11 protein-coding genes are annotated in these 11,827 nt (G+C 74.1%); 9 read left to right on the plus strand and 2 right to left on the minus strand.

Annotated features, from left to right (window positions below):
• Positions 1-80: 80 nt before the first annotated feature.
• Positions 81-1,577, plus strand: coding sequence for a DUF6350 family protein (locus ACIQWA_RS34200; RefSeq protein WP_402489288.1), 1,497 nt, complete (start codon positions 81-83; stop codon positions 1,575-1,577).
• Positions 1,578-1,624: 47 nt separating this feature from the next.
• Here ACIQWA_RS34200 and ACIQWA_RS34205 read toward each other — a convergent pair whose 3' ends face one another.
• Positions 1,625-2,353 carry a hypothetical protein gene (locus tag ACIQWA_RS34205; RefSeq protein ID WP_402489291.1) on the minus strand — a complete coding sequence of 243 codons (729 nt, stop codon included), beginning with the start codon at positions 2,351-2,353 and terminating at the stop codon, positions 1,625-1,627.
• A gap of 378 nt (positions 2,354-2,731) precedes the next feature.
• Here ACIQWA_RS34205 and purN point away from each other — a divergent pair, with 378 nt between their 5' ends.
• A complete protein-coding gene (gene purN / locus ACIQWA_RS34210) occupies positions 2,732-3,397 on the plus strand; it encodes a phosphoribosylglycinamide formyltransferase (RefSeq protein ID WP_402489294.1) in 666 nt (221 codons plus the stop codon).
• A 69-nt stretch (positions 3,398-3,466) separates the two neighbouring features.
• Positions 3,467-5,044, plus strand: coding sequence for a bifunctional phosphoribosylaminoimidazolecarboxamide formyltransferase/IMP cyclohydrolase (gene purH, locus ACIQWA_RS34215; protein ID WP_360238113.1), 1,578 nt, complete (start codon positions 3,467-3,469; stop codon positions 5,042-5,044).
• A 69-nt stretch (positions 5,045-5,113) separates the two neighbouring features.
• Here purH and ACIQWA_RS34220 read toward each other — a convergent pair whose 3' ends face one another.
• The gene (locus tag ACIQWA_RS34220) at positions 5,114-5,725 is read right to left on the minus strand and encodes a hypothetical protein (protein WP_360238111.1); all 612 of its coding nucleotides are present in this window, start codon (positions 5,723-5,725) and stop codon (positions 5,114-5,116) included.
• A gap of 473 nt (positions 5,726-6,198) precedes the next feature.
• Here ACIQWA_RS34220 and ACIQWA_RS34225 point away from each other — a divergent pair, with 473 nt between their 5' ends.
• The 6 genes from ACIQWA_RS34225 to ACIQWA_RS34250 all read left to right on the plus strand — a co-directional run bounded on the left by ACIQWA_RS34225 (position 6,199) and on the right by ACIQWA_RS34250 (position 11,813).
• Complete coding sequence (locus ACIQWA_RS34225) at positions 6,199-7,053, plus strand: bifunctional methylenetetrahydrofolate dehydrogenase/methenyltetrahydrofolate cyclohydrolase (RefSeq protein ID WP_360238109.1); 855 nt, start codon at positions 6,199-6,201, stop codon at positions 7,051-7,053.
• A gap of 19 nt (positions 7,054-7,072) precedes the next feature.
• Complete coding sequence (locus ACIQWA_RS34230; protein WP_350503505.1) at positions 7,073-7,498, plus strand: DUF3017 domain-containing protein; 426 nt, start codon at positions 7,073-7,075, stop codon at positions 7,496-7,498.
• Between the two features lie 259 nt (positions 7,499-7,757).
• Positions 7,758-8,750 carry a malate dehydrogenase gene (locus ACIQWA_RS34235; protein WP_360238107.1) on the plus strand — a complete coding sequence of 331 codons (993 nt, stop codon included), beginning with the start codon at positions 7,758-7,760 and terminating at the stop codon, positions 8,748-8,750.
• Between the two features lie 115 nt (positions 8,751-8,865).
• Positions 8,866-10,191: a hemolysin family protein gene (locus tag ACIQWA_RS34240; RefSeq protein ID WP_360238105.1), complete on the plus strand. Its 1,326-nt coding sequence runs from the start codon at positions 8,866-8,868 to the stop codon at positions 10,189-10,191.
• 30 nt (positions 10,192-10,221) lie between these two features.
• Entirely contained in the window at positions 10,222-11,262 is a 1,041-nt protein-coding gene (trpS, locus tag ACIQWA_RS34245; protein WP_360238103.1) for a tryptophan--tRNA ligase, read from the plus strand.
• Positions 11,263-11,276: 14 nt separating this feature from the next.
• On the plus strand, positions 11,277-11,813 hold the full coding sequence (locus tag ACIQWA_RS34250; RefSeq protein ID WP_402489300.1) for a 2'-5' RNA ligase family protein: 537 nt from the start codon (positions 11,277-11,279) through the stop codon (positions 11,811-11,813).
• Positions 11,814-11,827: the final 14 nt, after the last annotated feature.

The raw sequence follows: 11,827 nt of genomic DNA on the forward strand, positions 1-11,827 counted from the left end.
GCATAAGACAATAATCTGGGACACGGCGGCGGTTTGCCGGTTCACGGAGCATGGCGAGTCGCCTTGGCACCATGAGGCGCATGACGCAGCTGATGGGCCGTCCGCTCCTGGAAGTGCCCGGCGAATTGGGCGGACGCCCGGCGCTGGCCGACCTGTTGGCGGGGGTGCGGACGGCGCTGGTCGGTCTCGCGGTGGTCGGGGTGCCGGTCCTCGGGCTCTGGGTGGCGACGCCGTACGCGGACTCCGACGCGGCCGGTGCCACCCGGTTGGCGGGTGCGCTCTGGCTGCTCGGGCACGGCGCGCCGGTCCTGCGCGGCGGCGCGGACGCCCCGCTGACGGTCACTCCGCTGCTGCTCGGGGCCCTGGCCGTGGTGCGGCTGTACCGGGCGGGGGCCGGGGTGGCGGCGCGGCGGGGGCTGCGCTCGCGCTGGGGCGGCCCGCTGGCGCTCTGGGCGGGGTACTGCGCGGTGGCGGTCGTGGTGGCGCTGCACAGCGCGGGCGCCGGACTGTTCCGCAGCCGGGTGCTGCCGGACCTCCTGGTGGTGGGCCTGGTGGCCGGACTGGCGACGGCGGCGGGCGTACGGTCCGGCGGGGCAGCCGGGACGCCGGGGGCCGGCGGCGCGGGGCGGATCGACGCCGAGGCGCTGTTCGACCGGCTCCCGCCGGGCTGGCGGCCGACCGGGGGCATGCCCGTGGTGTGCCAGGCGGCGGGTGCGGCCGCGGCGGGGCTGCTCGCGGCGGGCGGGCTGCTGGTGGCGGTGGCGGCGGTGCTGGACGCGGTGGCCGGGGGCGGGCGCGGGATGGCGCTGCTCGGCGGCGGGCCCGCCGCGCTGGTCGGGCTGGTGCTGGTCACCGTGGTGCTGCTGCCGAACGCCGTGCTGTGGGGCGCCGCGTACGCGCTGGGCCCGGGCTTCGAGGTCGGCGCCGGGTCGCTGGTGTCGCCGGGCGGGACGGAACTCGGCCCGGTGCCGGAGTTCCCGCTGTTCGCCCTGCTGCCCCAGGAGGGCCCGGGCGGCTGGCGGTTGGCCGCGCTGCTGCTCCCGCTGCTGGCGGGGCTGGTGCCGGCGCTCCTGCTGGGCCGGGCGGCGGCGGGCCGCCGCTCCCCGTCGGGCGGGGACCTGCCCTGGCCGCCCGCGGCGACGGCGACGGCGGCCCTGGCGGCCGCGCTGCTGCTCGGCGCCGGGGCGACGCTGCTGGGCTGGCTGTCCGGCGGGGCGCTGGCGGCCGAGCGGATGGCCCGGCTGGGACCGGTGCCGTGGTGGACGGGCCTGGCGGCGGCGGGCTGGCTCGCCCTGGTGGCGGTGCCGGGCGCCCTGCTGGTGCGGTACCGGTTGCTCGGCCCCGCGCCGGTCGAGGACCCGGCCGAGGACCCGGCCGAGGAGCTGGACGACGACCCGGCCGAGGATCCGGCTGGGGACCGGATCTGGGACCGGGTCCGGGAGTGGGCCTGGACCCCGGCGTCCATCGCGGGCGCCTACGCCCGGCTCGCGACCCGGACGCGCCGGAGCGCGCTGCGGCTGCGCGCCGGTACCCACGCCCTCGTGCGGCGGCTGTCCGCCCGGCGCCCCGCCGACTGACCCCGGTCGGGCGGGCCGCTGGGCGTTCCCGTTACCGGGCGTTCCCGCTACTCGGCGTTCCCGCTGAAGTCCACGTACCACTGCGGTGCGTACCGGTCGCAGTTCTCGGCGCCGACGTTGGTGAGGGAGTCCCGCACGCAGGTCACGTAGTCCCGGTAGTGGATGCTGAGCCCGATGACCGAGGTGGCGACCACGACGGTCATCGCGCCGGTGAGGATCCCGGCGAGCGCGGCCGGGGTGAGCGGGTTCGGCGCCGGGGCACCGACGGGGCCGGTCTGGCCGTACGGGCCGCCCTGGCCGTACGCCCCGCCCTGGCCGTACGCCCCGGCCGGTGCCGCCGCGGGAGCCGGGGTGGACCCGGCCCGCCCGGCCCGGAGCGCGCCGATGCCCCAGACGATCCCGAGCACGCCGACCAGCAGGGCGATCCAGTGGAAGCCGGTGAACAGGCAGACCAGGGCGAACGGTCCGGCCAGCGCGGCGTTGCGCGCCTTGCGGTGGGCCGGGTTCGTCAGGTCGAGCCGGGGCGGCTGCGGACCCTGGGGGCGACGGCCGGGCCCGCCCTCGCCGGGGCCCGGCCCCCACTGCTGCGGGTGCGGCGGGCGGTCGCCGCCGGGACCTCCGCCGGGGCCTCCGCCGGGCTGGCCGCCGGGCCGGCCGCCGTCGCCTTCCGGCCCCTGGCCGGGCCAGGGGCTGCGCGGCCGCCACGGCTGGTCCGGGGCGTCCGCGGGCGGCGGCGCGAAGGGGTTGCGCTCGTCGGTGTCGTCGCCGCTGCTCATGGGTTCAGCCGTTCCTTCTCGGTCGGGGCTCGTGCGGAGGGTCGCGCGCGGGGGCGGTCTCCTCCGCCCCAATGATCCCGCAAGCGTTCGAGGGCCCGTCGGGGGCCTGCCCGTAGCGGGGCCGGTCGCCCGCAACTCCGGTGCGGAGGGCCCGAGGAGATCCCCGTCTCAACTACGCGCGTAGCGCCGGAGGGAGGGTGCAGGGGCCCTCCGACCAGCCGTTATCGTGGTGACGGTCAGCAGCTCCCACGGGTTCCCCGGGTCCCGCGTCGCGGCGGGTTCTCCTGGTGTCCCCCCTCGCTCGACCTGCCGTTCGTAGTGGCCCCACCGCCGGTGGACGTACCAGCGGGCGGCGCCCGACCTACGGAGAATCGCGCAGTGGCCGCCGCCCCCGCCCAGCTCTTCCCGCCCCGTACGCCCGGACCGGCCCGCCTGGTGGTGCTGGTCTCCGGCTCCGGCACCAACCTCCAGGCCCTGATCGACGCCGCCGCCGACCCGGCGTACGGCGCCGTGATCGTGGCCGTGGGCGCGGACCGGGACGGGATCGCGGGCCTGGAGCGCGCCGAGCGGGCGGGGCTGCCGACCTTCGTCCACCGGGTGAAGGACTTCGCGGACCGGGCCGACTGGGACCGCGCGCTGACCGCCTCCGTCGCCGCCCACCAGCCCGACCTGGTGGTCACGGCCGGCTTCATGAAGATCCTCGGCCCCGAGTTCATCGCGGCCTTCGCGGGACGGATCGTCAACACCCACCCCGCACTGCTGCCGTCCTTCCCCGGTGCCCACGGCGTCACCGACGCGCTCGCGTACGGGGTGAGGGTCACCGGCTGCACCGTCCACCTGGTCGACGCCGGAGTGGACACCGGGCCGATCATCGCGCAGGGCGTCGTCGAGGTGCTCGACGCCGACCACGCCGATGGCGGCGACGCGCTGCACGAGCGCATCAAGACTGTCGAGCGCAAGCTGCTCGTCGACGTCGTGGGCCGGCTGGCCCGCGAAGGTCACCGCATCGAGGACCGAAAGGTATGGATTCCGGCACATGAGTGAGCGCAGCGAACGAGTCATCGAGGAAGGTGCCTGGCGCGCAGCGCCCGCCGAGCGCAGCGAGGTGGGAGCATGAGCGCCAGCTCCACCACGCCCCCCGTTTCGGAGAACATCCGTCCGATCCGTCGTGCGCTGATCAGCGTGTACGACAAGACCGGTCTGGAGGAGCTGGCCCAGGGCCTGCACGCCGCCGGGGTCGCCATCGTCTCCACCGGCTCCACCGCCGGCCGGATCGCCGCCGCCGGCGTCCCGGTGACCGAGGTCTCCGAGCTGACCGGCTTCCCGGAGTGCCTGGACGGGCGCGTGAAGACGCTGCACCCCCGCGTGCACGCCGGCGTGCTCGCCGACCTGCGCCTGGAGTCGCACCGCGCGCAGCTGGCCGAGCTCGGTGTCGAGCCCTTCGACCTGGTCGTGGTGAACCTCTACCCGTTCAAGGCCACCGTCGCCTCGGGCGCCACCCCGGACGAGTGCGTCGAGCAGATCGACATCGGCGGCCCGAGCATGGTGCGCGCCGCCGCCAAGAACCACCCGTCGGTGGCCGTCGTGGTCGACCCGGCCCGCTACGCCGACGTGCTGACCGCCGTCCGCGAGGGCGGCTTCGACCTGGCCACCCGCAAGCGCCTGGCCGGTGCCGCGTTCGCCCACACCGCCGCCTACGACGTGGCCGTCGCCTCCTGGTTCGAGGCCGGCTACGCCCCCAGCGACGCGCGGTTCCCCGAGTTCCTGGGCGCCACCTGGGAGCGGCAGAACGTGCTGCGCTACGGCGAGAACCCGCACCAGGGCGCCGCGCTGTACAGCGACGGCACTGGCGGCCTGGCCGGCGCCCAGCAGCTGCACGGCAAGGAGATGTCGTACAACAACTACGTCGACACCGACGCCGCCCGCCGCGCCGCGTACGACCACGCCGAGCCGGCCGTCGCGATCATCAAGCACGCCAACCCGTGCGGCATCGCGACCGGCGCCGACGTCGTCGAGGCGCACCGCAAGGCGCACGAGTGCGACCCGGTCTCCGCGTACGGCGGCGTGATCGCGGTCAACCGACCGGTCACCGTCGAGCTGGCCGAGCAGATCGCCCCGATCTTCACCGAGGTCGTGGTGGCCCCCGGCTACGAGGACGGCGCGGTCGAGGTGCTGGCCCGGAAGAAGAACCTGCGGGTGCTGGTCGCCCCCGAGGCCCCGGCCAACCGCCAGGAGGTCCGCCCGATCTCCGGCGGCGTGCTGCTCCAGGACGCCGACCGGGTGCAGGCCGAGGGCGACGACCCGGCGAACTGGACGCTGGCCACCGGCGAGGCGCTGTCCGCGGCCGAGCTGGCCGAGCTGGCCTTCGCCTGGCGGGCCTGCCGAGCCGTCAAGTCCAACGCGATCCTGCTGGCCAAGGACGGCGCCTCGGTCGGCGTCGGCATGGGCCAGGTCAACCGGGTCGACTCCTGCAAGCTCGCGGTCGAGCGGGCCGGCGAGCGGGCCAAGGGCTCGTACGCCGCCTCGGACGCCTTCTTCCCGTTCCCGGACGGCCCGGAGATCCTGATCGCCGCCGGCGTGAAGGCGATCGTCCAGCCGGGCGGTTCGATCCGTGACGAGCAGGTCATCGAGGCGGCCGAGAAGGCCGGCGTGACGATGTACTTCACCGGCGCCCGCCACTTCTTCCACTGAGTGGCACGAAGCGGCCCGGCCCCCTCGCAGGAGGGGGCCGGGCCGCTTCGTCGTGGTCCTGCCGGGTGCTCAGTAGCGCGGCCGGTTGAACCAGCCGGAGCCCTCCTGGGTGCACATGGCGGTGATCCAGATGATGCTGATGGCCAGCCACAGACCGGCGAACACATAGCCGATGGCGGTGCCGGCGGTGACGGCGCCCGCCAGGATCAGCAGGCCCATCAGGCTGCCGAGCGAGCCGTACACGATGGTGGTGATCCGGACGTTGTTGCCGCCCTTGCCGAACTTGGCGCCCAGCGTGATCGAGAGCGCGGCGAACAGCGCGAACACGACCGCGACGACGATCAGGATGCCGGCGGCGGCGTCGCCCATCGCGGTGAACGGGTTGTCGCTGGTGGTCGCCTTGGCCGTGTTGGTGACGTCCTTGGCGGCGGCGCCGATGAGCAGGTAGACCAGCGCGAGGATCGCCTGCACACCGCCCACGATGAACAGCAGCACCCGGGCGGTCGTCACCAGGCCCGGCATGGACTGCGGCACGGCCGGCGCGTAGCCGTAGCCGGGGGCGGCCGGCGGCGGGTAGCCGTAGCCCGGCGCGGGCTGCGGCGGGGCCTGCTGCGGGTAGCCGTAGCCCGGCGCGGGCGGCTGCTGGCCGTACGGGTTGTTCGGGTCGGGCGGGTAACTCATGGATGCCTCCGGGCAGTTGCTGGAACGCGGGGACGGGACGGCGGAGGACCCGGTTGCGGCCGGCGAGTCGGGTCGCCGACGGAACGGGACGGTATCGGAGCGCGGTGACAGCCCGGCGGCGGTGACGGGCGCGGCCGGCTCAGTGCTGTGACGGGCGAGTGATCGAACGCGGGGACGGGCACGGTGCGGTGAGGGCGCCGTGGCGGTCGGGCTGCGCGGTGTGCTGTGGTCGGATCACTGGCTCTTTCCCCCGGGTACGCCCTGCTGCGGGACCGGTCGGCCCGTCACCGGGCCGGGTCGCGGCAGGGGATGCCCGCATATCGTCAACCGGACGGCAGCGCGCTGTCCAGCCGGTTGTGGGCGTGGTGCGGAGACTGTGGCGCAACCGCAACGTGGTGCGGACCATCCGTGCCCGTCCGGTCGCCGGGGCGGCCGCGGTACGGGCGGCGGCCGCGATCCGGGAGAATGGGGTCATGACTGCCCAGATTCTCGATGGCAAGGCCACCGCCGCCGCGATCAAGTCCGAACTCGCCGCCCGCGTGGCGGCCCTCAAGGCGAAGGGCGTCACGCCCGGCCTCGGCACCGTCCTGGTCGGCGACGACCCGGGCAGCCGCTGGTACGTCAACGGCAAGCACAAGGACTGCGCCGAGGTCGGCATCGCCTCGATCCAGCGCGAGCTGCCCGCCACCGCCACCCAGCAGGACGTCGAGGACGTCGTCCGCGAGCTCAACGCCGACCCGACCTGCACCGGCTACATCGTCCAGCTGCCGCTGCCCAAGGGCCTGGACCAGAACCCGGTCCTGGAGCTGATGGACCCGGACAAGGACGCCGACGGCCTGCACCCGACCTCGCTCGGCCGGCTGGCCCTGGGCATCGAGGGCCCGCTGCCGTGCACCCCGCTGGGCATCGTCGAGCTGCTGCGCCGGCACCAGGTCGAGATCGACGGCGCCGAGGTGGTCGTGGTCGGTCGCGGCATCACCGTCGGCCGCTCGATCGGCCTGCTGCTGACCCGCCGCAGCGAGAACGCCACCGTGACCCTGTGCCACACCGGCACCCGGGACCTCGGCGCGCACCTGCGCAAGGCCGACATCATCGTGGCCGCCGCGGGCGTGCCGCACCTGGTCAAGCCGGAGGACGTCAAGGCGGGCGCCGCGGTGCTGGACGTCGGCGTCAGCCGCAGCGAGGGCAAGATCGTCGGCGACGTGCACCCGGGGGTGGCCGAGGTGGCCGGCTGGATCTCCCCGAACCCCGGCGGCGTGGGCCCGATGACCCGCGCGATGCTGCTCAACAACATCGTCGAGGCGGCCGAGCGCCGCGCCGGCGTCTGACCCCCGAGGGACGGCGAGCATGACTGAACCGCGTCCGGCGCGGTCCCGGCAACGGCCGGTCAAGACCACCGGCACCCTGCCGCCCGAGGGGGCGGCCCCGGCCCTCGGGCGCGACCACGCCCTGCCGGTCCGGCAGTGGCCGATAACGCTGGTCCTGTCGGTGGTCGGCGCCGGCCTCGCGGTCACCTGGTTCGCCGACTTCAAGGACGGCTTCAAGTACGGGCTGCTGATCCTCGGCACCGGCGTGCTGCTCGGCGCGGTGCTGCGGCTGGTGCTGCCCGAGGTCGGGATGCTGGCGGTGCGCAGCCGCTTCACCGATGTCATCGTGCTGGCCTTCCTGGGCGCCTCGATCGTGCTGCTGACCCTGGTCGCGCAGCCGAACCCGTGGCTGGAAATCCCGCTGCTGGACAACATCGGGCAGCTGATCGGCCGGCCCAAGCACTGAGCCCGCCTCCCGCCGCCTCCTGCCGCCGCCCCGTCCGGATTCCCGGGCGGGGCCGCGGCGCGTTCCGGGCCCGCCGGGCGCGGTGCGTCCCGGGCCCGCCGGGCGGCGTCCGCTGTGACGCATCAGCCACGCCCGCACACGCGGCGTACGCTTCCCTTTGCGATAACCTGACGCCGGTCTCTCGATGTCGAGAGACCATCCTCGGCTCCAGTGCGCCGGTGTGCCTGGGGCACCTGGCGATTTGCTGGAGAAGGTAGAAATGACCCGCACCCCCGTCAACGTCACCATCACCGGAGCAGCCGGCCAGATCGGCTACGCGCTGCTCTTCCGCATCGCCTCGGGCCACCTGCTCGGTGCCGACGTGCCGGTGAACCTGCGCCTCCTGGAGATCCCGCAGGGCCTCAAGGCCGCCGAGGGCACCGCCATGGAGCTCGTCGACTGCGCCTTCCCGCTGCTGCGCGACATCACCATCACCGACCAGCCGAACGAGGCCTTCGACGGCGCCAACGTCGCGCTGCTGGTCGGCGCCCGTCCGCGCACCGCCGGCATGGAGCGCGGCGACCTGCTGCAGGCCAACGGCGGCATCTTCGGCCCGCAGGGCAAGGCCATCAACGCCCACGCCGCGGACGACATCAAGGTCCTGGTCGTCGGCAACCCGGCCAACACCAACGCCCTGATCGCCCAGCGCAACGCCCCGGACGTCCCGGCCGAGCGCTTCACCGCGATGACCCGCCTGGACCACAACCGCGCGGTCGGCCAGCTGTCCGCCAAGACCGGCGCCCTGGTCTCCGACATCAAGCGCGTCACCATCTGGGGCAACCACTCCGCGACCCAGTACCCGGACATCTTCCAGGCCGAGGTCGCCGGCAAGCCGGCCTTCGAGGCCGTCGGCAGCGACCAGGCCTGGCTGGAGAACGACTTCATCCCGACCGTCGCCAAGCGCGGCGCGGCCATCATCGACGCCCGCGGCGCCTCCTCGGCCGCCTCGGCCGCCAACGCCGCCATCGACCACGTGTACACCTGGGTCAACGGCACCGCCGAGGGCGACTGGACCTCCATGGGCGTCGTCTCCGACGGCTCCTACGGCGTCCCGGCCGGCCTGATCTCCTCCTTCCCGGTCACCACCAAGGACGGCAAGTTCGAGATCGTCCAGGGCCTGGAGATCTCCGACTTCTCCCGCGCCCGCATCGACGCCTCGGTCAAGGAGCTGACCGAGGAGCGCGACGCGGTCCAGGAGCTGGGCCTCATCTGAGCCCCGCCGCACGGCCCTTCCGACGGCCCGCCGCCCCACCCGGGGCGGCGGGCCGCCGCCGTGTCCGGCCACAGGGGCCCGCCGCCGGGCACCGGCCGCCCTACACTGGCCCGCTGTGAACGAAACCCTCGGGGACGCCGCGCTCGTCCTCGTCTTCATCCTGCTGGGCGGCCTGTTCAACGTCGCGGAGATCTCGCTGATCTCGCTGCGCGAGGGCCAGATCCGGACGCTGGAGGCGCACGGCACCCGGCGCTCGGCCCGGGCCGCGCACCTGGCCGCCGACCCCAACCGCTTCCTGGCGGCCGTCCAGGTCGGCGTGACCTGCATGGGCTTCCTGTCCGCCGCGTTCGGCGCCGACACCCTGGCCGGCAAGGTCGCCCCGCTCTTCGTCCGGGCCGGGCTGTCCCAGGGGGTGGCGGACGCCCTCGCCCTGGTCGGCCTGACCCTGCTGATCAGCTACGTCTCGCTGGTGCTCGGTGAGCTCACCCCCAAGCGGATCGGCCTACAGCGCGCCGAGTCCATCGCGGTGATCGCCGCCCCCGTGGTGGACGTGATGTCGGTGGCGCTGCGCCCGGTGATCTGGCTGCTCGGCCACTCCACCAACCTGATGGTCCGGCTGTTCGGCGGTGATCCGGCGGCCGGGCGCGGCTCGATGAGCTCCGAGGAGCTGCGCGGCCTGGTCGCCTCCAACACCGAACTGGGCAGCGACGAAAGGGCGTTGATCGCGGACGTGTTCGCCGCGGGGGAGCGCCAGCTGCGCGAGGTGATGGTCCCGCGCACCGAGGTGACCTTCCTGGACGCGGAGCGCCCGCTGGCCGCCGTACGGCACCAGGCCGAGACCTCGCCGCACTCGCGCTACCCGGTGGTCGAGGGCAGCGCCGACGCGGTGGTCGGCTTCGTGCACGTCCGGGACCTCTACGGCGCCCGCGGCGAGCAGGCCGTCAAGGTCCGCGACCTGGCCCGCCCGGTCAAGCTGCTGCCCGGCACCAAGCGGGTGCTGGAGGCGATGGGCGAGATGCGCCGGGAGGGCCACCACCTGGCGATCGTGGTGGACGAGTACGGCGGCACCGCCGGCATCGTCACCCTGGAGGACCTGGTCGAGGAGGTGATCGGCGAGATCCGGGACGAGTACGACCGGCCGGAGTCCGCGCCCACCCGCCGGCTGGCCGGCGGCGGCACGGAGCTGGACGGGCTGCTCAACCTCGGCGACTTCACCGAGGAGACCGGCGTCACCCTGCCCGAGGGCCCGTACGAGACGGTGGCCGGCTGCCTGGTGGCCTCGCTCGGCCGACTGCCCCGGGACGGCGACCAGGCCCGGATCCCGGTCGAGGGCGGCGGCGCGGTGCTGCTGACGGTGGCCAAGGTGGAGGGCCGGCGGATCGCCCGGGTGAGGGTGAGTGCGGTCACACCGGAGGAGCCCGCGGGGCCGGAGGTTTCCTGAGCGACCGGGAGAACTGGAAGAATGGCCCGCATGGTCAACGCAGCGGTCACCGGTCCGGTCAAGGATCGCCCCCGGGTGCTCTCCGGGATCCAGCCCACCTCCGGCTCGTTCCACCTCGGCAACTACCTGGGCGCCGTGCGCCAGTGGGTCGACCTGCAGAAGGAGAACGACGCCTTCTACATGGTCGTCGACCTGCACGCGATCACCGTGCCGCAGGACCCGGTGACCTTGCGCCAGAACACCCGGGTGTCCGCCGCCCAGCTGCTCGGTGCGGGCCTGGACCCGGAGCACTGCACCCTCTTCGTCCAGTCGCACGTGCCCGAGCACGCGCAGCTCGGCTGGGTGATGAACTGCCTCACCGGCTTCGGCGAGGCCTCCCGGATGACCCAGTTCAAGGACAAGTCCTCCCGGTACGGCGCCGACAGCACCACCGTCGGCCTGTTCACCTACCCGATCCTGCAGATCGCGGACATCCTGCTCTACCAGGCGGACGCCGTCCCGGTCGGCGAGGACCAGCGCCAGCACGTGGAGATCACCCGCGACATCGCGGAGCGGTTCAACTCGCGCTACGCCCCCACGTTCACGATCCCGAAGCCGTACATCCTCAAGGAGACGGCGAAGATCATGGACCTCCAGGACCCGGGCATCAAGATGAGCAAGTCGGCCTCCTCGGCCAAGGGCCTGGTCAGCCTGCTGGACGAGGCGAAGGTCAGCGCCAAGAAGTTCAAGAGCGCCGTCACCGACACCGGCACCGTGGTCTCCTACGACGAGGAGCAGAAGCCGGGCGTCTCCAACCTGCTGCGGATCCACTCCGCGCTCAGCGGCCAGTCGGTCGAGCAGCTGGTCGCGCACTTCGAGGGCAAGATGTACGGCGCCCTCAAGACCGAGCTGGCCGAGCTGTTCACCGAGTGGGTCACCCCCTTCCAGGAGCGCACCGCCACCTTCCTGGACGACCCGGCCGAGCTGGACCGGGTGCTGGCGATCGGCGCCGAGAAGGCCCGCGCGGTGGCCTCCGAGACGCTGGCGACCGTGTACGACCGGATCGGCTTCCTCCCGGCCGCCAAGCGGTGACTCCGCTCTCGCGCATGCCCGATGGTGGCGACCTCCCGGAGGTCGTCACCATCGGCGTGTCCGTGAGCGTGCCGGACCCGCACGGCGCGCGGATCCAGGACGCCAGGGCCGGGCTCGGCGACCCGCAGGCCCGCTCGATACCGACCCACGTCACCCTGCTGCCGCCCACCGAGGTGCCGGCCGAGCTGCTGCCGAAGATCGAGGAGCACCTGTCGGCGGTGGCCGCGGCGCACCGGCCGTTCCGGATGCTGCTGGGCGGCGCGGGTACCTTCCGGCCGGTCTCCCCGGTGGTGTTCGTCCGGGTCGAGGAGGGCGCGCACGAGTGCCGGCTGCTGGAGGCGGACGTCCGGTCCGGCCCGCTGGCCCGCGAACTGGCCTTCCCGTACCACCCGCACGTGACGGTGGCCCACGGCCTGCCGGAGGACGCGCTGGACCGGGCGTACGAGCAGGCGCGCGGGTTCCGGGCGTCCTTCCCGGTGCCGGGCTTCTCGCTCTCCCGGTTCGACGCGGACGAGGTCTGGCGGCCCTGGCGGGACTACCACTTCCTGTAGATCGGCACAGCTCC

The organism is Kitasatospora sp. NPDC098652 (genome assembly GCF_044760155.1).
In the GTDB taxonomy this organism is placed as follows: Bacteria; Actinomycetota; Actinomycetes; order Streptomycetales; family Streptomycetaceae; genus Kitasatospora.

Coding starts and splice junctions, on each gene's coding strand:
- ACIQWA_RS34200 (WP_402489288.1), top strand. CDS start 81: ATGACGCAGCTGATGGGCCGTCCGCTCCTGGAAGTGCCCGGCGAATTG.
- ACIQWA_RS34205 (WP_402489291.1), bottom strand. CDS start 2,353: ATGAGCAGCGGCGACGACACCGACGAGCGCAACCCCTTCGCGCCGCCG.
- purH (WP_360238113.1), top strand. CDS start 3,467: ATGAGCGCCAGCTCCACCACGCCCCCCGTTTCGGAGAACATCCGTCCG.
- ACIQWA_RS34220 (WP_360238111.1), bottom strand. CDS start 5,725: ATGAGTTACCCGCCCGACCCGAACAACCCGTACGGCCAGCAGCCGCCC.
- ACIQWA_RS34225 (WP_360238109.1), top strand. CDS start 6,199: ATGACTGCCCAGATTCTCGATGGCAAGGCCACCGCCGCCGCGATCAAG.
- ACIQWA_RS34230 (WP_350503505.1), top strand. CDS start 7,073: ATGACTGAACCGCGTCCGGCGCGGTCCCGGCAACGGCCGGTCAAGACC.
- ACIQWA_RS34235 (WP_360238107.1), top strand. CDS start 7,758: ATGACCCGCACCCCCGTCAACGTCACCATCACCGGAGCAGCCGGCCAG.
- trpS (WP_360238103.1), top strand. CDS start 10,222: ATGGTCAACGCAGCGGTCACCGGTCCGGTCAAGGATCGCCCCCGGGTG.
- ACIQWA_RS34250 (WP_402489300.1), top strand. CDS start 11,277: ATGCCCGATGGTGGCGACCTCCCGGAGGTCGTCACCATCGGCGTGTCC.